This window comes from Scandinavium sp. NPDC088450 (assembly GCF_044900545.1).
In the GTDB taxonomy this organism is placed as follows: Bacteria; Pseudomonadota; Gammaproteobacteria; order Enterobacterales; family Enterobacteriaceae; genus Scandinavium.
Genome location: NZ_JBJDNI010000023.1, coordinates 39,479 through 62,722 on the forward strand (window position 1 = coordinate 39,479; position 23,244 = coordinate 62,722).

General features: G+C 54.7%; 19 protein-coding genes. 12 read left to right on the top strand and 7 right to left on the bottom strand.

Features of this window, described 5'->3' with window-relative positions; all coding sequences use genetic code 11:
• Window positions 1-4: 4 nt before the first annotated feature.
• Genes ACI2I2_RS18265 through ACI2I2_RS18280 form a run of 4 tightly spaced genes read right to left on the bottom strand, consistent with a single transcriptional unit; the run spans window position 5 to window position 4,449 of the window.
• A complete protein-coding gene (locus ACI2I2_RS18265) occupies window positions 5-1,027 on the bottom strand; it encodes a Gfo/Idh/MocA family protein (RefSeq protein WP_404659169.1) in 1,023 nt (340 codons plus the stop codon).
• Between the two features lie 12 nt (window positions 1,028-1,039).
• Window positions 1,040-2,104 (bottom strand): Gfo/Idh/MocA family protein, encoded by a 1,065-nt coding sequence (locus ACI2I2_RS18270; RefSeq protein ID WP_404659170.1) that lies wholly within the window; start codon window positions 2,102-2,104, stop codon window positions 1,040-1,042.
• Window positions 2,101-3,285, bottom strand: a complete 1,185-nt coding sequence (locus ACI2I2_RS18275; protein WP_404659171.1) for a Gfo/Idh/MocA family protein — start codon at window positions 3,283-3,285, stop codon at window positions 2,101-2,103. The genes ACI2I2_RS18270 and ACI2I2_RS18275 overlap by 4 nt, the downstream gene beginning before the upstream one ends.
• A 9-nt stretch (window positions 3,286-3,294) precedes the next feature.
• Window positions 3,295-4,449, bottom strand: a complete 1,155-nt coding sequence (locus ACI2I2_RS18280) for a Gfo/Idh/MocA family protein (RefSeq protein ID WP_404659172.1) — start codon at window positions 4,447-4,449, stop codon at window positions 3,295-3,297.
• A gap of 190 nt (window positions 4,450-4,639) precedes the next feature.
• Here ACI2I2_RS18280 and ACI2I2_RS18285 point away from each other — a divergent pair, with 190 nt between their 5' ends.
• Both ACI2I2_RS18285 and ACI2I2_RS18290 read left to right on the top strand, forming a co-directional pair.
• The gene (locus tag ACI2I2_RS18285) at window positions 4,640-5,698 is read left to right on the top strand and encodes a LacI family DNA-binding transcriptional regulator (protein WP_404659173.1); all 1,059 of its coding nucleotides are present in this window, start codon (window positions 4,640-4,642) and stop codon (window positions 5,696-5,698) included.
• Between the two features lie 125 nt (window positions 5,699-5,823).
• A complete protein-coding gene (locus ACI2I2_RS18290; protein WP_404659174.1) occupies window positions 5,824-7,161 on the top strand; it encodes a Fic family protein in 1,338 nt (445 codons plus the stop codon).
• A gap of 49 nt (window positions 7,162-7,210) precedes the next feature.
• Here ACI2I2_RS18290 and msrA read toward each other — a convergent pair whose 3' ends face one another.
• The gene (gene msrA / locus ACI2I2_RS18295) at window positions 7,211-7,849 is read right to left on the bottom strand and encodes a peptide-methionine (S)-S-oxide reductase MsrA (protein WP_404659175.1); all 639 of its coding nucleotides are present in this window, start codon (window positions 7,847-7,849) and stop codon (window positions 7,211-7,213) included.
• Window positions 7,850-8,061: 212 nt separating this feature from the next.
• Between msrA and tamA the strand changes: the two genes are divergently transcribed.
• The 5 genes from tamA (at window position 8,062) to ACI2I2_RS18320 (ending at window position 14,722) form a co-directional block, all read left to right on the top strand.
• Window positions 8,062-9,795 carry an autotransporter assembly complex protein TamA gene (gene tamA / locus ACI2I2_RS18300; RefSeq protein WP_404659176.1) on the top strand — a complete coding sequence of 578 codons (1,734 nt, stop codon included), beginning with the start codon at window positions 8,062-8,064 and terminating at the stop codon, window positions 9,793-9,795.
• The gene (gene tamB / locus ACI2I2_RS18305; protein ID WP_404659177.1) at window positions 9,792-13,568 is read left to right on the top strand and encodes an autotransporter assembly complex protein TamB; all 3,777 of its coding nucleotides are present in this window, start codon (window positions 9,792-9,794) and stop codon (window positions 13,566-13,568) included. The genes tamA and tamB overlap by 4 nt, the downstream gene beginning before the upstream one ends.
• Window positions 13,569-13,570: 2 nt before the next feature.
• Entirely contained in the window at window positions 13,571-13,915 is a 345-nt protein-coding gene (locus ACI2I2_RS18310; RefSeq protein ID WP_404659178.1) for a gamma-glutamylcyclotransferase, read from the top strand.
• Between the two features lie 208 nt (window positions 13,916-14,123).
• Window positions 14,124-14,378 (top strand): AbrB/MazE/SpoVT family DNA-binding domain-containing protein, encoded by a 255-nt coding sequence (locus tag ACI2I2_RS18315; RefSeq protein ID WP_404659179.1) that lies wholly within the window; start codon window positions 14,124-14,126, stop codon window positions 14,376-14,378.
• Window positions 14,372-14,722 (top strand): type II toxin-antitoxin system ChpB family toxin, encoded by a 351-nt coding sequence (locus tag ACI2I2_RS18320; RefSeq protein ID WP_404659180.1) that lies wholly within the window; start codon window positions 14,372-14,374, stop codon window positions 14,720-14,722. The genes ACI2I2_RS18315 and ACI2I2_RS18320 overlap by 7 nt, the downstream gene beginning before the upstream one ends.
• Window positions 14,723-14,762: 40 nt before the next feature.
• On the opposite strand, the gene ppa is transcribed toward ACI2I2_RS18320, so the two are convergent.
• Window positions 14,763-15,293, bottom strand: a complete 531-nt coding sequence (ppa, locus tag ACI2I2_RS18325) for an inorganic diphosphatase (protein ID WP_330983385.1) — start codon at window positions 15,291-15,293, stop codon at window positions 14,763-14,765.
• A gap of 294 nt (window positions 15,294-15,587) precedes the next feature.
• Between ppa and ytfQ the strand changes: the two genes are divergently transcribed.
• The 5 genes from ytfQ to ACI2I2_RS18350 all read left to right on the top strand — a co-directional run bounded on the left by ytfQ (window position 15,588) and on the right by ACI2I2_RS18350 (window position 21,953).
• Window positions 15,588-16,544: a galactofuranose ABC transporter, galactofuranose-binding protein YtfQ gene (ytfQ, locus tag ACI2I2_RS18330; RefSeq protein ID WP_404659181.1), complete on the top strand. Its 957-nt coding sequence runs from the start codon at window positions 15,588-15,590 to the stop codon at window positions 16,542-16,544.
• Between the two features lie 218 nt (window positions 16,545-16,762).
• On the top strand, window positions 16,763-18,265 hold the full coding sequence (ytfR, locus tag ACI2I2_RS18335) for a galactofuranose ABC transporter, ATP-binding protein YtfR (protein ID WP_404659182.1): 1,503 nt from the start codon (window positions 16,763-16,765) through the stop codon (window positions 18,263-18,265).
• A 13-nt stretch (window positions 18,266-18,278) separates the two neighbouring features.
• On the top strand, window positions 18,279-19,301 hold the full coding sequence (gene ytfT / locus ACI2I2_RS18340) for a galactofuranose ABC transporter, ATP-binding protein YtfT (protein ID WP_404659211.1): 1,023 nt from the start codon (window positions 18,279-18,281) through the stop codon (window positions 19,299-19,301).
• Window positions 19,288-20,289 (top strand): galactofuranose ABC transporter, permease protein YjfF, encoded by a 1,002-nt coding sequence (gene yjfF, locus ACI2I2_RS18345; protein WP_404659183.1) that lies wholly within the window; start codon window positions 19,288-19,290, stop codon window positions 20,287-20,289. The genes ytfT and yjfF overlap by 14 nt, the downstream gene beginning before the upstream one ends.
• 95 nt (window positions 20,290-20,384) lie before the next feature.
• On the top strand, window positions 20,385-21,953 hold the full coding sequence (locus tag ACI2I2_RS18350) for a methyl-accepting chemotaxis protein (protein ID WP_404659184.1): 1,569 nt from the start codon (window positions 20,385-20,387) through the stop codon (window positions 21,951-21,953).
• 160 nt (window positions 21,954-22,113) lie between these two features.
• Here the strand turns inward: ACI2I2_RS18350 and fbp are convergent, their stop codons facing one another.
• Window positions 22,114-23,112: a class 1 fructose-bisphosphatase gene (gene fbp / locus ACI2I2_RS18355; RefSeq protein ID WP_404659185.1), complete on the bottom strand. Its 999-nt coding sequence runs from the start codon at window positions 23,110-23,112 to the stop codon at window positions 22,114-22,116.
• Window positions 23,113-23,244 lie beyond the last annotated feature (132 nt).

Consider the following 23,244-nt stretch of genomic DNA (forward strand, 5'->3'; position numbering starts at 1 on the left):
GTGGTTAGTCGGTCAGCATGACCCATTGACGCAATTGTGATGAGCGGTAGATGGCCTCCACGAGCTGTAAGGATTTTGCGGCATCGTCAATGCCTGAAAAGTTAGGTTTTTCCCGGTGAGAGAGGGCGGCATAAAACTGGCTGATGGCCTGAAAATGCCCGACTCCCCAATAGCTTTTACTGTGGTTGTAAGGCGTGGTGTCACTGGCGATCATCACCCGTTTATCGCCAATAACGCGCCAGAGGGTGTTATCCCGCAGCTGTAACTCTCCCAGTTCGCAGTGGATATCAAGCTGAAGCGGGGCATCGAGCGTGTGGGTATTGCTGGCGAAAAACAGGCCGCGAGCGCCATTGTTGAAATCAAGCGTTGCCATCGCGGTGTCTTCGGTGTCAATGATGTCGGCTAGCCGGGCACAATCCACCACGCCTTTGACTCGCGTCACCCCGTCGCCAAACCACTGCATCAAATCCAGGGTGTGAATCGCCTGATTGATAAGTAAGCTGCCGCCTTCAGAGGCGAAGCGGCCGCGCCATGAGCTGTTGAGGTAATAAGGCGGCGTGCGTGACCAGGTGAGAAACGCTTTGATGCTGAGCATTCGCCCAAGCGCGTTTTCATCCAGCAACTGCTTTAGCGCCAGGCTGGTGGGGTTAAGGCGATTTTGATAGCACACGCCTAATTGTCCTTCGGCCTGCTGTTCTGCTGCTTTGATTTCCTCAATCTCGATACTGTTCATTGCGACCGGTTTTTCGCAGAACACCTGCTTTCCCGCCGCCAGTGCCGCGAGGATCATCGGCTTATGCAGGGCGTGCGGCGTGCAGATGTGCACCACATCAATGGCGACATCGAGCAGCATCTCCTGATAATCCTGATAAAAGCGGCAGCCGTACTCTGCGGCTAACCGTTGCCCTTTCTCGATATCGATATCCACGATGGCACGAAGCACCACGCCGGGTATCTGTTGCAGCGCTTCAAGATGGCAAGTGTGAATGGCTCCGCACCCGACAATGGCGGCAGTGAGTGTTCTCATGGCAGCCTCCCGTCAGCGAGCGTTCGCCAGCATTTGTGCCTTAATGCACAGCTCTGCGGCTTTGAAGGTGTGAACTTGCGTCATGGCGTTTTCGGTGCGGTTCAGGCAGTCCTTAATCAGCTCGCCGAAATAAGGGAAACCGACTTTACCCGCGACCGGATAACGGTGTTCGCCTTCGCCGTTCACCAGATAAACCACGTCCTGCTCACCGCGAGTCAGGTCGATGTATTTGCGGATTTCGATATAGCCGTCGGTGCCGAGCAGCGTCAGGCGGCCATCGCCCCATGTCGGCAACCCGGCAGGCGTGAACCAGTCGCAGCGAAAATAGCCGGTTGCGCCGTTCGCACCGCGGATCATTGCATCGCCGAAATCTTCAAATTCCGGGTATTGCGGATGATTCACGTTGCGCACCTGGCTGGCGACGATCTCCGCCTCTTCATTGCCGGTGTAATAGAGGAATTGCTCAATCTGGTGGCTGCCGATATCGCAGAGAATGCCGCCGAAATAGCGTTTTTCGTAGAACCAGTCCGGGCGGCCTTCGCCTTCACGGTGCGGCCCGGTGCCGAGCGTTTGGATAACGGTGCCAATCGCGCCCTGTTTCACCAGTTGCCCCGCGAAGACGGCACTTTCAACGTGCAGGCGCTCGCTGTAATACACTGCATATTTACGCCCGGTTTTTGCCACCATCGCTTTGGCATCTTCCAGTTGGGCGAGGGTGGTGAGCGGGGCTTTATCGACGAAATAATCTTTCCCGGCTGCCATCACTTTTAACCCCAACGGGCAGCGCTCAGAGGGAATGCCAGCGCCAGCAATCATTTGCACCTGCGGATCGTTGAGCAGCGTTTCCAGCGACGGCGCAACCTGCACTTGCGGGTACTGCTGCACAAACTTATCGACCTTCGCCGGGTCCGGGTCCCAGACCCATTTCAGGTCTGCGCCAGCTTCAATCAAGCCGTTGCACATGCCATAGATATGCCCGTGATCGAGCGCGGCGGCAGCAAAGACAAATTCACCGGGTTTCACAACCGGCTGTGGTTTCCCTGTTGGGGCGTAATTCATACCGTCGTTTTTGTTCATGCTGAGGCTCCTGAATCCAGATTTTTGCCAAGCGGAATGGCACCGACTTCGCTGAAGTTGGCCACTGAGGCAGATTTTTCGTGAAAATGCGGGGCGAGGGCGATCAGCCCGCCAGTGCGATAAAACGCGTCGTCTTCGGCTATCGGTAAAGTGACGACTGAACGGGTGATGGCGGATTTATAAATGGCGGTGATCAGCTCCAGCGAGCGTTTGCCCTGTAAGCCATCAACCAACGGTGCGGTTTGTTGTTCAATCGCACGGAGGAAATTATCGATTTGCCCAGTGTGAAGCGTCCATTGCAACGCAGGCGTACTGCGTAAGACGGTTTCCAGTTTGTCTTCCAGCGCGGTGTTATTCGTTTCCTGAGGGAAGCCGTTATCCGCAGACTGGCTGGCGAACACGTTCCAGGGTGCGGAGATTCGTGCCTTTTCCCCCTGAATCACAATCTTCTGATCTTCCCCGTGGTGCACAACGGAGGCGGTCAACTGCGTCAACGCACCGGAGGAATATTTGAAGATGGCAGCACTCAGGTCTTCCACTTCTGCGTTGTCGTGGGCGACGTTGCTCATCATCGCGACGACCTCGGTCGGGAAGCCGAGCATCCACTGAATGGCATCGATGTGGTGAACGGCGTGATTGAGCGTGCAGCCGCCCCCTTCTTTTTCCCAGGTGCCGCGCCACCACAGGTCGTAATAGCAGTGACCACGCCACCAGAATGAATCCACCTGCGCATGGCAGATTTTCCCCGCAAGCCCGGAATCTACGGCCGTTTTCAGCCGCCAAAAGGCATCGGTAAAGCGGTTTTGGGCGATAATGGACAGCGTTTTGCCGCTGGCCTTTTGCGCCGCAATCATCGCGTCGCACTCTTCCAGCGACGCCGCCATCGGCTTTTCGCACAGCACATGCTTGCCCACGTTCAGCGCATCAATACTGATTTCCGCGTGGACGTACGGCGGCGTGCACACATCGACGATATCCAGCTCGCGTTCTTCCTCCAGCATTTGCTGGTGGTTGCTGTACACGCGAGCCTGATGCAGGCCGTAGCGGGCTTTCTTCTCCTCGGCCTTTTCCGGGTAGATATCAACCAGCGCGACAATCTGACAACGCTCGCCCATCGCCTGATAGCCCTGAATGTGGTTATGCGAAATATTGCCTGTGCCCACAATCGCAACACGTAACATAAGCCCTCCTTACCAGGTGCCAGAGGCATCGAGCGTGCGGCTCTCAACCTGTTTGTCCACGGACCCGGCGATGCGCTCGTCGAGCAGCGTTTTGAAGTGCTGTTCATCAAACGGCAAATCGACCCAGTTGTCGGCCCAGGTGGAGAGGTGCATCGCATTGGAAAGCGTGAGCCCGCGAATGCCTTCGAGCCCCGGTGCGATAAGCGGTTCGCCACGCAGCACGGCGGCACAGAAATTGGCGGTAATCACGTGATGTTCACTGCATTCAGGCGCGACAGGGATGGAGACTTCCCAGCATTCCGGCTCGCCAAAACCGTTTTGCCAGCGGGTGTTAAAATCGTCTTCGGATTCGCGCAGACGCCAGTAGCGCAGACGGCCTTCTTCCACGACGATTTTGCCGCGTGACCCTGCGATTTCGAGACGGTTGGTGCCAGGTGTTTCAGCGACGGTAGTGATAAATACGCCGGTGGCGCCGTTGGCATATTCGGCGTAGGCGGTGACTTCATCTTCCACTTCAATCTGACGGTGTTTACCGAACTGGCAGAAGGCACGTACGCGAGTCGGCATGCCAACCAGCCATTGCCATAAATCCAGCTGATGCGGGTCCTGGTTGAGCAGCACGCCGCCGCCTTCGCCTTTCCACGTGGCGCGCCAACTGCCGGAGTTGTAGTAACTCTGCGAGCGATACCAGTTGGTGATAATCCAGTTAGAGCGACGAATTTCGCCCAGTTCACCGCTGTCGATCAGGTCTTTGACCTTCTGATACAGCGGGTTAGGGCGCTGGTTATACATGATGCCGAACACCACATCGCATTCGCGTGCGCAGGCATTCATGGCCTGAACTTGTGCCGTATAGACGCCAGCCGGTTTTTCACAGAGGGTGTGAATCCCATTGCGCATGGCGAGCATCGAGAGGTCGGGATGGGAATAATGTGGGGTTGCAATAAGCACGGCGTCGATTAATCCGCTTTGCAGCAGGTCTCCAGCGTCTTTAAAAATCTCGACTTTTTCACCCACAATCTGGCGAATCGCGTCGTGCTTATTTTCGTCAATATCACAAACTGCGGTCAGCACGGCTTCTTTAACGGTGTCAGCCAGCAAATAGCGTGCGTGAACGGTGCCCATATTACCCACACCAATTATGCCGAATCTGATTCTTTTCATGTCGCACCTTATTCAAAGTTAAGGAGAGGTCAGGTGAAAATAGAAAAGGCACAGAGGACAAACAAAAGGATTTTGTGAGAATGCTCGCAGGCCAATTATCAAAATCGCCTGCAACAATAAAATCTGTTTTAGAATCAGATCACTGCGTCTGCAAAAATTTGCAGATATTGATTGCTAGCGAGATCACATCATGTCCGGCAAGCTGAAAATGAATCAAATTGCAGAGGCCACAGGGTATTCGGTGAGCACCGTCTCTCGGGTATTGAGTGGCAAGTCATACACCAGTGAACAAGCGCGGGACGCTATTGTGGCCTGCGCCAGAAAGCTGGGCGTACTGGATGAACTGGCCAGCGGGCGTTTGCTAATTAATGGGATTGCCGTATTTGCTCCGGCGAGAACATTCACCGCGCGTGGGGATATTTTTTATCAGGAAGTGACGCGAGGTATTGCCGATGCGGTTGAGCCTCATGACGTCTGGCTTACCTATTGTGGGCTTGAAGAACAACACGCCGATATAAAAACCTTTCTCGATAAAGCCAATAATAAAAATATAAACGCGATAATTATCATTGGGACTGATGATTCAACCGTATTAAAACTCGCGCAAACCCTGAATAAACCCTGTGTTTTAATTAATACCAATGACCACGACCGGTTACTGGATGCCGTCTCTCCCGATCATCGGGCGATTGGGTTTAATGCGATGCGTCATATCTTCGAGCAGGGCCATCGCCGCGTATTGAGCCTGACGACGCTGCGACGTGAAACGCTGTATGCCCGTCTGGACGGCATTAAAGAAGCGTATCGGCATTATCATGTGCCCTTTAGCGTGCAGCAGAATTTAATCATCACCGAAGGTTTTACCGCGGATGAATCCGAGCAAGCACTGAGCCTCTGGCTGGACAGTACGCCGCGCGAACATTGGCCAGAAGTTATCTTCCCGGGCAGCACTCACATGACGATTGGCGTACAGCGAGTGCTGGAAAAGCACGGATTGCGGGTTCCGGAAGATATCTCGCTCATCACTACAGATTTTATCTGGCGCATGGACAACGAACTGCCAAAGCCTGTGACCAGCCTCATCGTGCCATGTCGGGAACTGGGTGTTGAAGCCGTGCATCTGTTGCAAAACCGACTGAACCGGCAGAGCACATCGGTACTGAACGTGTTATTGCAGGGAAAATTGCAGGATGCAGGCACGGTCAGCAACGCGACACGGCATGCAGCCCGCGTCGCGATGGAGAGCTAATCAGTGATGCGAAAGGATGTTTTGCTTGTCTTTTAGTCAGTAGAAATCTATCTTCATCTCAATATTCATGAAAATTGAGGTGAAGCGTGAAGGTTGTTAAGCCACCCACAGACTTTAAGGCGGGCATGACTCTGGTTGATGCCGCCAGACTGGCGTTCAGGCAAAGTCTGCCGAAAGAAAAATACCTTCACTATGATCAGCTCAGACACCGAATCTCTGCCAAAGAAGAGCTCGATTTGCTTTGGCGGGGGCTACATTTCGCAAGAATGCTCTCTGCTAAATGGCTGGATCTTAAGGCAGAAGGCGATACTCAACTCACTGCACCCGCGCCAAAAATCAATATTACCTCCTTGATGCAGAAATCCTGCTCCATCGTCGATCGCCTGACATCCTCCGCAGCCGAAGCCGAGCGGCATGCGAAATTTAATGCTGAAAACTATTTGATGACCGAATTAACGGCTGCCGAATCCATTGCATCGAGCCAGCTGGAAGGGGCCGCAACCACCAGCCGTGTTGCGCTGGAGATGATCAAGCTAGGCCGGCACCCTCGTGATGACAGCGAAAAGATGATCCTGGGGAATTATCGGATGATGCAGTACGTCTCTGCGCGAGGCGATAAGCCCTTTGAGGTTAAAGATATCCTTCACTTGCAGAGCGTTGCGGTGAGTGGCATTGACGATGAGAAGTACTCCCCAGGTGAGCTTCGCCGCGAGAGTGACAATGTGGTGGTGGTTGATCACGAGCAAAACATTCTGCACACCCCGATTGCGGCTGAGTATCTCGATGCGGCGTTAAAGCAGCTCTGCGTATTTATCAATACGCCGCACGAAACCGCCGAGGATGAAAGTTACCTCCATCCGCTGGTCAAAGCAGCCGTCATCCACTTTATGATGGGCTACCTGCACCCTTTCAGGGATGGCAATGGACGTACTGCCAGAGCGTTGTTCTATTGGTATATGTTGAAATGTGGCTACAGCGCGTTCCGTTACATTTCGATCAGTAAACTCCTTAAGAATGCGCCCGCTAAGTATGTCAGAGCCTATCTTTACAGCGAAACGGATGAACTGGACTTAACCTATTTCGTTGATTATCAATGCGAAATAGTCTCAAGAGCGGTAAAAGAGTATACCGACTACATCAGAGACCTCCTGATCGCTCGTGGTGAGCTAGCGGGCTGGTTATACAGCACCGGCCTTGCAGACAAAGTCAACACGCGACAACTCGCCCTGGCGACGTCAGCGATTCAAAATCCGGGGGTCATTTTTACGGCTGCGGAAGTCTCGCAGCAGATGAACGTGTCCGACAATACGGCGCGTGACGATCTCAAAAAACTGACTGAGTTAGGCTTAATGCGTTCGATGAAAGAGGGCAAAGGCCATGTTTATCTTTCGCCTAAAAACCTGCGTGAATTAAAGAAATGGAACGGGGATAAGGGAACACAAACTACCGCTCAGGATTGGTAGCCCAACCCTGAGCGTGTACGCAAAAATGCCACGTACACGCTGGCTATTTCTAGCCCTGAGGAGGCAGGCAAACGCCGATGCCGCCAATGCCACAGTAGCCGTACGGGTTTTTGTGCAGATACTGCTGGTGATCATCTTCGGCATAATAGAACGGTTTTGCCGTGGCGATTTCAGTGGTGATAGCCCGGTCGTCTTTCGCTTCATGCATCGCAGCCTGGAAGCGTGCCAGACTCTCTTTCGCCGCTTTTTCCTGTTCTGGCGTCAGCGGATAAATGGCCGAGCGATACTGGGTGCCGTGATCGTTACCCTGGCGCATCCCCTGAGCCGGGTCGTGATTTTCCCAAAAGACCTGCAACAGCTGCTCATAGCTGACGACTTTCGGGTCGTAAACCACGCGCACCGCTTCTGCATGCCCGGTGTCACCTGAACAGACCTCACGATAAGTCGGATTCGGCGTATAGCCGCCTGTGTAGCCTGCTGCTGTACTATAAACGCCAGGAATCTGCCAGTAGAGGCGCTCTACGCCCCAGAAGCAGCCCATGGCAAACAGCGCCACTTCCATCCCTTCGGGAACGTTGGTCATCGAATGACTGTTAACAGCGTGTAATGCGGCGACAGGCATCGGTGTATTGCGACCAGGCAGCGCTTCCGATTGAGCAACCAGATGATTTTTATCGAATAAGCTCACGGTTTAGCCTCCGGATAAAGGAAATTGGGGTTAAGGTTGTCACAGCGCTTCACTTTGAACACAATAAAGGCAATGAATACGTCTAGATTTAAACATAAGAAATATTGGGGTATACGTCTTTTTTTCAACCGATAGTGTTGAACTTTTGTTAAGTCGTGGATCGGACTTTGTGTTTCCTGACAGGGTGGAAACAAGGACATTTGGGAGATAACGTGCCACAAATTCGCCAGTTATGTTGGGCCAGCCTGTTGCTGGTCAGTGGTGTTGCCGGTGCGGCAAACATACGTTTGCAGGTAGATGGACTGTCGGGTGAGCTGCTGAAAAACGTTCGCGCTCAGCTCTCAACGATTGAAAGCGACGAGGTCACACCGGATCGCCGTTTCCGTGCGCGCGTGGATGATGCCATCCGCGAAGGGCTGAAAGCCCTGGGATACTACGAACCTAAGATTGATTTCGAGCTGAAGCCGCCGCCGAAGAAAGGGCGGCAGGTGTTGATTGCGCATGTTACCGCGGGCGAACCGGTGAAAATTGGTGGCACCAGCGTGATTCTGCGCGGCGGTGCGCGCACCGATCGTGATTATCTCGATTTGCTAAAGAAGCGCCCAGCGGTCGGCACCGTGCTCAATCATGGCGATTATGACGGCTTCAAAAAAGACCTGACCGGCGTCTCGTTGCGTAAGGGCTATTTCGACAGTGAATTCAAAAAGAGTCAGCTCGGGGTGTCGCTCGAACGGCATCAGGCGTTCTGGGATATCGATTATGACAGCGGCGAACGTTACCGCTTTGGCAAAGTAACGTTCCAGGGGGCGCAGATTCAGGACCGTTACCTGCAAAACCTGGTGCCTTTCAAAGAAGGTGACTACTACACCTCTGACGATTTGGCTGAGCTAAACCGCCGCTTATCGGCGACCGGCTGGTTTAATTCTGTGGTGGTGGCCCCTGAATTTGATAAAGCGCGTAAGACCAAAGTGTTGCCGCTGGAGGGCGTGGTATCGCCGCGTTCCCAAAATATTATTGAGACAGGGGTCGGTTATTCAACGGATGTCGGCCCTCGGGTGAAAGCGTCGTGGAACAAGCCGTGGATAAACTCCTACGGCCACAGTTTGACGTCAGACCTGAGTCTCTCAGCGCCGGAACAGCAGCTCGATTTTACCTACAAAATGCCGCTGCTGAAGAACCCGCTTGAGCAGTATTACACCGTACAGGGCGGCTTTAAGCGTACCAATCTTAACGATACCGAATCTGATTCCACCACGCTTGGCGTGTCACGCTTTTGGGATCTTTCCAGCGGCTGGCAGCGCGCGATTAATCTGCGCTGGAGCCTTTCTCACTTTACCCAGGCTGACGTGACTAACACCACCATGCTGCTCTATCCGGGCGTGATGGTCAGCCGCACCCGCTCGCGCGGTGGCTTGATGCCAACATGGGGCGATTCGCAGCGCTATTCCGTGGATGTGTCGAACACCGCCTGGGGCTCAGACGTCGACTTTCTCGTCGCCCAGGCGCAAAACACCTGGATTCGTACGCTGTACGATCGCCACCGTTTCGTGGTTCGCGGCAATATCGGCTGGATTGAAACCGGCGATTTCGACAAAGTGCCGCCGGACCTGCGCTTCTTCGCCGGGGGCGACCGCAGTATTCGTGGTTACTCCTACCAGTCCATTTCCCCGAAAGATGCTAACGGCAAACTCACCGGGGCCTCGCGCCTGGCAACCGGCTCACTGGAATATCAGTACAACGTGACCGGCAAGTGGTGGGGCGCGGTGTTCGTCGACAGCGGCGAAGCGGTGAATGATTTCCGTGATAACGACTTCAAAACCGGTGCGGGCGTTGGCGTTCGCTGGCAATCCCCTGTCGGCCCGATCAAGCTGGATCTGGCGGTGCCGGTGGGCGACAAAGAAGAGCACGGTTTACAGTTCTACATCGGTCTGGGGCCTGAATTATGAGTTTATGGAAGAAAATTAGCCTCGGCGTGCTGGTCTTTATCGTTCTGCTGCTGGGCACGGTGGCTTTTTTGGTGGGCACGACAACGGGCCTGCATCTGGTCTTTAAAGCCGCAGATCGCTGGGTGCCGGGTCTCTCGATTGGTCAGGTTATCGGCGGCTGGAAAGATCTTACCGTTAAAAATCTGCGCTACCAACAACCGGGTGTGGCCGTTGATGCCGGGCAGTTCCATCTGGCTGTCGATACGAAATGCCTGTGGAACAGCAGCCTGTGTGTGAACGATATCTCACTCAGCAACGTGAATGTGGCTATCGACAGCAAAAAAATGCCGCCGTCCGTCCCTGCGCCAGAAGAGGACAGCGGCCCGCTGAATCTCTCCACGCCGTATCCCATCACCCTGAGCCGGGTAGCGCTGGATCACGTCAATATAAAAATCGACGACACCACCGTGTCAGTGATGGATTTCACTTCCGGCCTGAACTGGCAGCAGAAAAACCTGACCCTGAAGCCGACCTCACTGCAAGGCTTGCTGATTGCCCTGCCGAAAGTCGCGAAAGTGGCGCAGGAACAGGTGGTTGAGCCGAAAATCGACAAGCCAAAGCCGGATGAAAAGCCGCTTGGCGAAACGATGAAAGATCTCTTCTCCAGACCGGTGCTGCCGGAAATGACCGACGTGCATTTACCGCTGAACCTCAACATTGAAGAGTTCCGTGGCGAGCAGCTTCGGTTAACGGGCGACACCGATTTGACGGTCTACAAGCTGCTGCTGAAAGTCAGCAGTATCGACGGCAATATGAAGCTCGATGCGCTGGACGTTGATTCCAGCCAGGGCACCGTCAACGCTACCGGGACTGCAAAATTGCAGGACAACTGGCCGGTTGATTTGACCCTCAACAGCACCCTGAACATCGATCCGGTGAAGGGTGAGAAGATCAAAATGAAGATCGGCGGCGAAGTGCGTAAGCAACTCGACGTGGGGATTAATTTGTCTGGCCCGGTCGATGTGGATTTGCGTGCTCAGGCACAGCTGGCGGAAGCCGGGCTGCCGCTAAATCTGGAAGTGTTGAGCAAACAGGTTTACTGGCCATTCACCGGGGAAAAACAGTTCCAGGCGGACAACCTGAAACTGAAGCTCAGTGGCAAAATGACCGATTACACCCTCTCTTTCCGCACTGCAGTCAAAGGGCAGGGCGTGCCGCCAGCCACCGTCACGCTGGATGCCAAAGGCAACGAGCTGCAGGTGAATCTCGACAAGCTGACCATCGCGGCGCTGGAAGGCAAAACGGAACTCAAAGCGCTGCTTGACTGGCAGAAAGCCATCAGCTGGCGCGGCGAACTGACGCTCGACGGGATCAATACCGCCAAAGAAACGCCTGAGTGGCCGGCGAAACTCAACGGGCTCATTAAAACCAGCGGCAGCCTGTACGGCGGCAGTTGGCAGATGGATGTGCCTGAACTGAAGCTCACCGGCAACGTGAAACAAAACAAGGTCAACGTTGAGGGCAAGCTTTCCGGCAACAGCTATCTGCAATGGAAAATCCCTGGTCTGCACCTGGAGCTGGGTCGTAACAGTGCGGACGTGAAAGGTGAGCTCGGGGTGAAAGAGCTGAACCTGGATGCCACCATCGATGCGCCGGGTCTCGACAATGCGCTGCCAGGCCTTGGCGGCACGGCGAAAGGCTTGCTGAAAGTACGCGGCACAGTCGATGCACCGCAGCTGTTGGCGGATATCACCGCGCGCCATCTGCGTTGGCAGGAACTGAGCGTGGCGCAGGTCGACATCAAAGGCGACATCAAATCCACCGACCAGATTGGCGGCAATCTGGATGTGCGAGTGGACAACCTTGCTCAACCTGGCGTGAACATCAGCCGCGTGCAGCTTTCGGCAAAAGGTAACGAGAAGCAGCACAAGCTGGAGTTGCGCATTCAGGGCGAACCGGTCTCTGGCCAGCTTGATTTGGCCGGGAGCTTTGATCGTAAAGAGGTGCGCTGGAAAGGGACGCTGAGCAATACCCGCTTCCAGACGCCGGTGGGGCCATGGTCGCTCTCACGCGCTATCGCTCTCGATTACCGTAACAAAGAGCAAAAAATCAGCGTCGGCCCTCATTGCTGGACTAACCCGAACGCTGAGCTGTGCGTACCGCAAACCATTGATGCGGGCGCAAGCGGGCGTGCGGTGGTGAATCTTAATCGCTTTGATTTGGCGATGCTCAAGCCGTTTATGCCGGAAGCCACTCAGGCTAGCGGCGTGTTTAGCGGTAATGCCGACGTGAGCTGGGATACCACCAAAGAAGGCCTGCCACAGGGCAAGGTGACGCTCTCCGGGCGCAACGTGAAGGTGACGCAGACCGTCAACGATGCGCCGCTGCCAGTAGCGTTTGATACGCTGAATCTGAGTGCCGATTTGCATAACAACCGTGCGCTGCTGGGCTGGACAATCCGCTTGACCAATAACGGTCAAATGGACGGGCAGGTTGAAGTCACCGATCCGCAAGGGCGACGTAATCTGGGCGGCAACGTCAACATTCGCAATTTCTCGCTGGCGATGGTTAACCCGATTTTCTCTCGCGGTGAAAAAGCAACAGGTTTGCTTAATGCCAATCTGCGTCTGGGCGGCAATGTTCTGAGCCCGCAACTATTCGGGCAGCTGGCTTTGAGCGGCCTGGATATCGACGGCAACTTCATGCCGTTTGATATGCAGCCGAGCCGCATTGCGATGAACTTCAACGGTACCCGTTCAACGCTGGATGGCGTCATTGCGACGAGACAAGGCCAGATAAGCCTGAGCGGAAATGCTGACTGGACGCAAATCGATAACTGGCGTGCGCAGGTGGCGGCGAAAGGCAGCCGCGTGCGTATCACGGTGCCGCCAATGGTGCGCCTGGATGTCTCACCTGATGTGGTGTTTACCGCGACGCCGAGCCTGTTCACGCTCGATGGCAACGTTGATGTGCCGTGGGCGCGTATCGTGGTTCATGATGTGCCGGAAAGCGCTGTCGGCGTGTCCAGTGATGAAGTGATGCTCGACAAAGATTTGAAACCGGTCAATCCTCAGACGGCCGGTATTCCAATCAACAGCAACCTGACCATTCACGTGGGCAACAACGTGCGTCTGGATGCGTTTGGCCTGAAAGCACGTCTGACCGGCGACCTGAAAGTGGCACAGGACAAACAAGGTTTGGGCCTCAACGGGCAGATCAACATTCCGGAAGGGCGCTTCCATGCTTATGGTCAGGACCTGATTGTGCGCAAAGGCGTGCTACTTTTCTCAGGCCCACCGGACCAGCCATTGTTGAATATTGAAGCGATTCGTAACCCGGAAGCCACGGAAGATAACGTTATTGCTGGCGTGCGTGTGACCGGTATGGCCGATCAACCGAAGGCAGAAATCTTCTCCGACCCCGCTATGTCGCAGCAAATGGCGCTTTCTTACCTGCTTCGTGGGCAGGGACTTGAAAGCGAAGGCAGCGATGGCGCGGCGATGACCTCGGCGCTGGTCGGACTAGGGGTTGCACAAAGTGGGCAGGTTGTGGGTAAAATCGGCGAGACCTTTGGCGTAAGCAATTTAGCGCTGGATACCGCAGGCGTGGGTGATTCCTCGCAAGTGGTCGTCAGCGGCTATATCATGCCGGGTCTGCAGGTGAAATACGGTGTGGGTATCTTTGACTCTTTAGCCACACTCACGTTACGCTATCGCCTGATGCCTAAGCTATATCTGGAAGCGGTGTCTGGCATAGACCAGGCACTTGATCTGCTCTATCAGTTTGAGTTTTAGCAATGCGAATATTTGTTTACGGCAGTTTACGACGCAAACAGGGCAACAGCCACTGGATGACCAACGCTCAGTGGCTGGGCGATCACAGCGTCGATAACTATCAGCTCTACAGCCTGGGCCACTATCCAGGCGCCGTTCCCGGCGAAGGAACAGTAGCAGGTGAAGTGTATCGAATCGACGCCTCGACGCTCGCCGAGCTTGATGCGCTGCGCACCAAAGGCGGTGAGTACGCACGCCATTTGATCCAGACACCGTATGGCAGCGCGTGGATGTATGTCTATCAGCGCTCGGTGGAAGGATTTACCAGGATTGACACCGGAAACTGGCTCGATAAAGACCAGTTCTGACAGGAATAACGCCACTTTCGAGTGGCGTTATTTTTGCGAGCAACGCAGAAGAATTTCCTGCAACGCATTCCCGTTTTCCTCCCTTCTCCGTATCGCCACGCAGTTCTGCTTAAAATCCCCAATCAGTTCTGGCAGGTTAAAAAAGAAGCGCGTAGAACATGACATCAGCTCATCAGAGGTTATACTTTGTCTAACTTCTGGAGGGGCTATGAAAATCGTCATCAAAAAATGGGGAAACAGTACCGGTATGGTCATTCCTGGCGTCGTGGTGAAATCGCTTGGCCTGATACCAGGCCAGAGCATGGAGGCAGAAGTGAAAAATAATCAGCTGATTTTAACGCCCGTGGCCCGCAAGCGTTACACGCTTGATGAATTGCTGGCGCAGTGCGATCTGGATGCGCCGAAGCGTTCGGAAGAGGATGTCTGGGGCAAAGATAAGCCAACGGGCAACGAAGTATGGTGAAAAGACCGGGTTTTGAACGGGGAGACATCGTGCTGGTGAGTTTTAACCCTGTGTCCGGACGAGAGCAGCAAGGGGAAAGCAGGCCAGCGCTTGTTTTATCGACCCGTGCGTTTAACCGGACAGGCACGGCGCTGGTGGCTCCCGTGACTCAGGGCGGAAACTTTGCCCGTGATGCGGGGTTTAGCGTCTCCTTGAGCGGAAGTGGCTCGCAAATCCAGGGGGTTGTGCTGGTTAATCAAGTGCGGATGATCGATTTGGAGAGTCGGGGTGCAAGGAAAGTGGAAACGGCATCAACGGAAATTGTGGAAGAAGCACTGGCAAGGCTGATGGCTATCTTAGAATGAAAAACACCGCCCGGAGGCGGTGTTCTCAAAGACGGAAGTCTTATTTCTTCTGAGCACGCTCGAAGGAGGCAACGATTTCAGCTTTTGCAGCTGCTGCGTTGTCCCAACCTTCTACTTTCACCCATTTGCCTTTCTCAAGCGCTTTGTACTGCTCGAAGAAGTGGGAGATCTGCGCTTTCAGCAGTTCTGGCAGGTCGTTCACATCTTTGATGTGATCGTACTCTTTGCTCAGTTTGGTGTGCGGTACCGCAACCAGTTTCGCATCTTCACCGGCTTCGTCGGTCATCTTCAGAACGCCAACCGGACGGCAGCGGATCACAGAACCTGGCTGCAGTGGGTATGGCGTTGGGACCAGAACGTCAACCGGGTCACCGTCCAGAGACAGGGTGTGGTTGATGTAACCGTAGTTGCACGGATAGAACATCGCGGTAGACATGAAACGGTCTACAAACAGCGCACCGGTGTCTTTGTCGATTTCGTATTTGATAGGATCTGCGTTAGCCGGAATTTCGATAACGACGTAGATATCTTCAGGCAGCTCTTTGCCCGCTGGGACGTTGAGTAAGCTCATGTCTGATTCCTTTAAAATGTAGGTCAATCAAGTGCCCGGTATTATAGCCAACTCACTGTAAATGTCTTCGCTTCTTTTCAGCGACCGCCCACGTCGGCGCTGATTTTCAGAGCCTTTAACCAGGTGAAAAATCCATAAACACAGCCGCTTCCTCGATACGTTTGTGGAAGCGCTTACAATTTGCCAATTCTCTTTTTGGAAGTGTGATGTAACGCATCCCGTTACATTTCCCATTGTCTATAGTTTTTCGGCAGATGTCGCTTTTACCAACAATAACCCGAAGAGGATACCCCTATGTGGAAGCGCTTACTTTTGGTCTCCGCTGTTACCGCAGCCATGTCGTCTATGGCGATGGCTGCTCCTTTAACCGTAGGATTTTCGCAGGTCGGATCGGAGTCCGGTTGGCGTGCTGCCGAAACCAGCGTGGCGAAAAGTGAAGCTGAAAAACGCGGTATCACCCTGAAAATTGCCGATGGTCAGCAAAAACAGGAAAACCAAATCAAAGCGGTACGTTCGTTTATCGCTCAGGGCGTGGACGCCATTTTCATCGCACCCGTGGTGGCGACAGGCTGGGAACCAGTGTTGAAAGAAGCCAAACAGGCGAAGATCCCCGTGTTCCTGCTTGACCGTTCCATCGACGTTAAAGACAAATCGCTGTACATGACCACGGTGACCGCCGACAACATCCTCGAAGGGAAACTCATCGGCGACTGGCTGGTGAAAACCGAAGCGGGCAAACCGTGTAACGTGGTTGAACTGCAGGGCACCGTTGGCGCAAGCGTCGCCATTGACCGTAAGAAAGGCTTTGCAGAAGCCATCGCCAAAGCGCCAAACATCAAAATCATTCGTTCTCAGTCCGGTGACTTTACCCGCAGTAAAGGGAAGGAAGTCATGGAGAGCTTCATCAAGGCTGAAAACAACGGCAAGAACATCTGCATGGTTTACGCCCATAACGACGACATGGCTATCGGGGCCATTCAGGCCATCAAAGAAGCCGGTCTGAAACCGGGCAAAGACATTCTGACCGGCTCCATCGACGGCGTGCCGGATATCTATAAAGCGATGCTGGCTGATGAAGCCAACGCCAACGTCGAGCTGACGCCAAACATGGCAGGTCCGGCTTTTGACGCGCTTGAGAAGTTCAAGAAAGACGGCACCATGCCGCCGAAACTGACCCTGACCCACTCACAGCTCTATCTGAAAGACAGCGCCCAGGCGCAGCTCGATAAGAAAAAAGATATGGGTTACTGATTCGTTGTGCCAGCGCCTTTGTCCCGGCTCATTTCCAAAAGAAGAGGGCCGGAAGGTGAAGGCGCTGGTTTTGTTCCCTCTGAAGGGCTGGGAGAGGAGGTTCAGAGCTGTCTGATCCCCTCTCCCCGGCCCTCTCCCACAGGGAGAGGGAGAAAGTCAAAACCTGCACCGAATCGTTCCCTCTCCCCGCGGGAGAGGGCTAGGGAGAGGGGTCACTCATGAGCACCCAGCAGCAGCAGGACATTTTGCGCACGGAAGGCCTGAGCAAATTTTTCCCCGGCGTAAAAGCGCTGGATAACGTTGATTTCAGCCTGAAACGCGGTGAAATCATGGCACTTCTTGGCGAAAATGGCGCCGGAAAATCGACCCTCATTAAAGCCCTGACCGGTGTCTATCACGCCGATCGCGGCACCATCTGGCTGGAAGGCCAGCCTATCTCCCCGAAAAATACCGCGCATGCTCAACAGCTGGGTATTGGGACGGTGTATCAGGAAGTGAATCTGCTGCCGAATATGTCGGTGGCGGATAACTTATTTATCGGCCGCGAACCACGCCGTTTCGGGCTGATCCAGCGTAAAGAAATGGAAAAGCGTGCCACCGAGCTGATGGCTTCGTACGGCTTTTCACTGGATGTGCGCGAACCGCTGAACCGCTTCTCTGTGGCGATGCAGCAGATTGTGGCTATCTGTCGCGCCATCGATCTTTCAGCCAAAGTGCTGATCCTCGACGAACCGACCGCGAGTCTCGACACCCAGGAAGTGGAAATGCTCTTCACCCTGATGCGTCAGTTGCGCGATCAGGGCGTCAGTCTGATCTTCGTCACCCATTTTCTCGATCAGGTGTATCAGGTCAGCGACAGGATCACCGTCTTGCGTAACGGCGGCTTTGTCGGCTGCCGGGAAACCAAAGCGCTGCCGCAGATAGAGTTGGTCAAAATGATGCTGGGCCGCGAGCTGGACAACAATGCGCTGCAACGTGCAGGCCGTACGTTGCTTAGCGATAAACCTGTCGCTGCGTTCAAAGGTTACGGCAAGAAAGGCGTTATCGAGCCGTTCGATTTGCAGGTACGGCCTGGTGAAATTGTGGGGCTTGCCGGGCTGCTCGGTTCCGGGCGTACCGAAACCGCGGAGGTTATTTTCGGGATCAAACCGTCAGACAGCGGCAGTGCGGAGATCAAAGGCAAACCGCAGACGCTGCGATCGCCGCATCAGGCTTCTTGTCTGGGCATTGGTTTCTGCCCGGAAGACAGGAAAACTGACGGGATTATCGCCGCCGCTTCAGTGCGGGAAAATATCATTCTGGCGCTACAGGCTCAACGCGGCTGGCTACGGCCGATCCCCCGGCGTGAACAAAATGAGATTGCCGAGCGGTTTATACGTCAGCTCGGCATTCGCACGCCGAGTGCCGAACAGCCGATTGAGTTCCTTTCCGGCGGTAATCAGCAAAAAGTGTTGCTCTCCCGCTGGTTGCTGACGCGTCCACAGTTCCTGATCCTCGACGAGCCGACCCGAGGCATTGACGTCGGGGCGCATGCGGAAATCATTCGCCTCATTGAAACGCTTTGCGCTGATGGTCTGGCGCTGCTGGTTATCTCTTCTGAACTTGAAGAATTAGTGGGTTATGCCGATCGGGTGATCATCCTGCGCGATCGTAAACAGGTGGCAGAGATCCCGCTGGATGCGCTGTCCGTTCCGGCGATCATGAATGCTATTGCGGCATAAGGGGTAAGCAGTGATGCCACAATCTGTTCCTCAAACCACCCCGCCGAAACGCCGCTTTCGCTGGCCGACGGGGATGCCGCAACTTGCGGCGTTGATTTTAGTTCTGTTGGTCGACAGCCTCGTCGCGCCTCACTTTTTCCAGGTGGTGTTGCAGGACGGGCGCTTGTTCGGCAGCCCAATCGACATTCTTAACCGCGCGGCACCTGTGGCGCTGCTGGCGATTGGTATGACGCTGGTCATTGCTACCGGTGGCATTGATTTGTCCGTTGGCGCGGTGATGGCGATTTCCGGAGCCACGGCGGCCTCAATGATTGTGTCCGGGCACAGTTTGCCTGTTGTATTGCTGGCTGCGCTGGGCACGGGTGTGCTGGCAGGATTGTGGAACGGCATTCTGGTGGCGATCCTCAAGATCCAACCGTTTGTCGCGACGCTGATCCTGATGGTGGCCGGGCGAGGTGTGGCGCAGTTGATCACCTCCGGGCAGATCGTCACCTTTGATTCGCCGTCGTTAGCCTGGATTGGCAGCGGCAAGTTACTGCTGTTCCCAACGCCGGTGATCATCGCGTTGGTCACGCTGATCGTGTTCTGGCTCTTCACCCGTAAAACCGCGTTGGGGATGTTTATCGAAGCCGTTGGGATCAACATTCGCGCGGCGAAGAACGCCGGGGTAAACACGCGCATCGTGGTGATGCTGACTTATGTCCTGAGCGGCATTTGTGCGGCGATTGCCGGGGTGATCGTAGCCGCCGACATTCGTGGTGCGGATGCCAACAACGCAGGGTTATGGCTGGAACTGGATGCGATTCTGGCGGTGGTGATCGGCGGCGGTTCGCTGATGGGCGGACGTTTCAACCTGCTGTTGTCGGTGATTGGCGCGCTGATCATCCAGGGTATGAACACCGGAATTTTGCTTTCCGGTTTCCAGCCGGAGCTGAATCAGGTGGTGAAAGCGGTGGTGGTGATGTGCGTGCTGATTGTCCAGTCTCCGCGTTTTATCAGCTTACTGAAAGGAGTGCGCGGCCATGATAAAACGTAACCTGCCGCTGATGATCACCCTCGGGGTGTTTATCCTCGGCTATCTCTACTGCCTGACGCAATTCCCGGGTTTCGCCTCCACGCGCGTTATCTGCAACATTCTGACCGATAACGCCTTTCTGGGGATTATCGCCGTCGGCATGACCTTTGTGATCCTCTCCGGCGGGATTGATCTCTCGGTCGGTTCGGTGATCGCCTTCACCGGAGTGTTCCTGGCCAAAGCGATCGGTTTCTGGGGTATGTCGCCGCTGGTGGCATTCCCGCTGGTGTTGCTGATGGGCTGCGCGTTCGGCGCGTTTATGGGGCTACTAATCGACGCCCTGAAAATCCCTGCTTTTATCATCACCCTCGCGGGCATGTTCTTCCTGCGCGGCGTGAGCTACCTCGTTTCGGAAGAGTCGATCCCAATTAACCACCCGCTGTACGACAAGCTTTCGGATATGGCGTGGATGATCCCCGGTGGTGGGCGCCTTAGCGCCATGGGTGTGCTGATGTTGCTGGTGGTGGTGGCGGGCATGTTCATGGCTCATCGCACACGCTTTGGCAATCAGGTTTATGCCATCGGCGGCAGCGCGATTTCAGCTAACCTGATGGGGATTTCTACCCGCAGCACCACAGTCCGTATTTACATGCTTTCAACGGGGCTGGCGACGCTGGCGGGCATTGTGTTCTCCATCTACACGCAAGCGGGTTATGCACTGGCTGGTGTGGGCGTTGAGCTGGATGCGATTGCTTCGGTGGTGATTGGTGGCACGTTGCTGAGCGGCGGTGTGGGGACTGTGTTGGGCACGCTGTTTGGGGTGGGCATTCAGGGGCTGATTCAGACCTACATCAACTTCGACGGTACGCTCAGTTCCTGGTGGACTAAAATAGCCATCGGCATTTTGCTGTTCATTTTTATTGCCCTCCAACGCGGGCTGACCGTGCTTTGGGAGAACCGTCAGAGCTCGCCGGTGACGCGTGTGGCTCCGGCGATAACAAAGCAATAACATACTGAATTTATTAATATCCCTAAAGTCTTTCCGGTAGCCGCCGATACTTTTTGTTTACGCCAAAAAGTCTCTTTGCTACCGGGAATGACCTCATGCTGAAAATGCTTTCAATCCGTACCGGCCTGCTTTCTCTACTGGCCGTGATGACCCTGCTTCTGCTGCTTGTCAGCGGCATCGGCATTTACGCTCTCACCAAAAGTTCCTCCTCTTTATCACGCATCAATCATCTCCAGGGCGAGCAGCTTGTGCAGCTCAACAAGGGCTACACGCTTATCCTGCGTGCGCGCAACGAAGCCGGTCAGGCTGTGCGTCAGATGGAAATTGGCATGCTTGATGATGCGGCAAAATCGGTGCAGAACATCAATCGTGAAGTCACCACCGCGCAGAAGACGCTGGCGAATGTGATGGCCTCAAACATCGACGATCCTGAGGGTGAGCAACTGCTGGCGAAGGTGGCAAAAAGCTATGCCGCCTACAATCAGCAAGGCATCACCCCGATGCTGGCCGCGCTGAATCAGCAAAGCGCCGACAGCTATTACGATCTGCTGGAGAACAAGCTGATCCCAGTGTCCCGCCAGTTTGATAATGACATGCAGGCATTCCAGAACTGGGTCGACGCGCGCGGTCAGGCGGAAGTGAAAGTGGTTCACGCCAGCAAAAACCGGGTGATGACGTTGATGTTTATCGCCATGCTGCTGACGATTGGCGCGATCGTGCTGGCGTGGCTGGCGCTGCGTCATATGCTGCTCAAACCGTTGAACAAAGCGATTGTCCAACTGGAGCAAGTCGCTGCGGGTAATCTGACTCACAGTGACAATCCGCCAGTCAGCCTCGAAATTACTCGCCTCAATGCGGCTATCAGCGAAATGCGCCAGTCGCTAATGGACTCCGTGTTGCGCGTGCGTGATGCCAGCTCGCAAATTGATATCGGTAGCCGCGAGCTGACCGCAGGCAACAACAACCTGGCGCAACGAACGGAATCCACCGCGACGTCGCTGGAGCAGACCGCTGCCAGCATGGAGCAAATCACCGCCACCGTGAAACAGAACGCCGATAACGCCGAGCAAGCGCACCAGCTGGCTAAAACCGTGTCCGATACGGCCGACCGCGGCAGCGAAATGGTGTGCTATGTCATTGAGAAGATGCGTGATATCTCCGGCAGTTCCAGCCGTATCGGCGACATTCTTAGCGTCATTGATGGCATCGCCTTCCAGACCAACATTCTGGCGTTGAACGCCTCTGTTGAAGCCGCTCGCGCAGGTGAGCAAGGCCGGGGATTCGCTGTTGTGGCGGGTGAAGTGCGTAATCTGGCAAGCCGCAGTGCTGACGCCGCGAAAGAGATCCGCACGTTGATTAGCGATTCTCAGACTCACGTCAGCGAAGGCAGTGACCTGGCACAGCAGGCCGGGGAAACCATGGATGAAATCGCGTCTGAAGTGATGCGCATGACCAAACTGATGCGTGAAATTGCCAGCGCTTCGCAAGAGCAAAGCCGGGGCATTGAGCAGGTCAATATTGCGGTGAGTCAGATGGATGAAACCGCGCAACAGAATGCGGCGCTGGTGCAGCAGTCTTCTGCGGCAACGCGTTCACTGGAAGAACAGTCTCGCGAGCTGATGGAAGCGATGGCCTCGTTCCGTTTGCAGAACCAGGCGGCTTGAGTTCTGCGTGAACCCCTCTCCCTAACCCTCTCCCGCGGGGAGAGGGGACTGTTCGGAGCGGTCTTTGGTTTTCTCCCTCTCCCCACCAAGAAAGGAGTGCCTGTTTTTTCTCCCTCTCCCTTTGGGAGAGGGCAGGGGAGAGGGGTGCGCTCGGGCTTAATTAAGCGTCCGGGTACTCACGCATAAAGCGCTCAAGGTCATCGACCATGTGCTCGGTGCCGACAAAGAACGGGCGGCGCTGGTGCAGCGTTTCCGGCACGATATCCAGAATACGGACTTCCCCGTCGCTGGCCTTACCACCGGCCTGTTCTGCAAGGAACGCCATTGGGTTGCACTCATACAGCAGGCGCAGTTTGCCCTGTGGGTGGCTGGCGGTGCTTGGGTAGAGGTAAATGCCGCCTTTCATCAGGTTACGGTGGAAGTCCGCAACCAGTGAGCCGATATAACGTGAGGTGTAAGGACGCTGGGAATTTTTGTCTTCTTCCTGGCAGAACTTCAGGTACTTCTTCACGCCCTGCGGGAATTTGATGTAGTTACCTTCGTTAATCGAATAGGTTGTGCCTTTTTCCGGGAAGCACATACGCTCCTGGCTCAGGCAGAACACGCCCAGGGAAGGATCGTAGGTGAACGCATGCACGCCACAGCCGGTGGTGTACACCAGCAGCGTAGAAGAGCCGTAAGCGACGTAGCCTGCGGCAACCTGTTTGTTACCGGGCTGCAGGAAATCTTCTTCTGTGACGGGCGTGCCGACAGGCGTGATGCGGTGGTAGATAGAGAAAATGGTGCCGACGGTGACGTTCACGTCGATGTTAGAAGAGCCGTCCAGCGGGTCCATCAGGACCACATACTTGGCGTGCTCGCAGCCTTCAAATACGACGATTCCGTCTTCTTCTTCTGATGCAATGCCAGCCACAATGTTACGTGCGCGCAGGGCTGCTTTCAGTTTTTCGTTGGCGAACAAATCGAGCTTTTGCTGCTCTTCTCCCTGCACGTTCTCTGCGCCGCTGGCCCCCAGAATATCAACCAGTCCTGCTTTGTTGACATCGCGATGGATAATCTTGGCGCCCAGCTTTATTGCCGACAGCAAAGCAGTCAGTTCACCGGTTGCATGCGGAAAATCATGCTGCTTTTCGACAATAAACTCACCTAACGTTTTCATAACACTTTCCCTGCATTTGATATTGAGTAAAGCGGTTGATGTCCAACAATCTTAACAAACATTCAAAAACTCGCGTACAGGTGAATCGCGCCAGCAAAGTACGGAATTAACCGAAATGCGTTTCTCACTCCT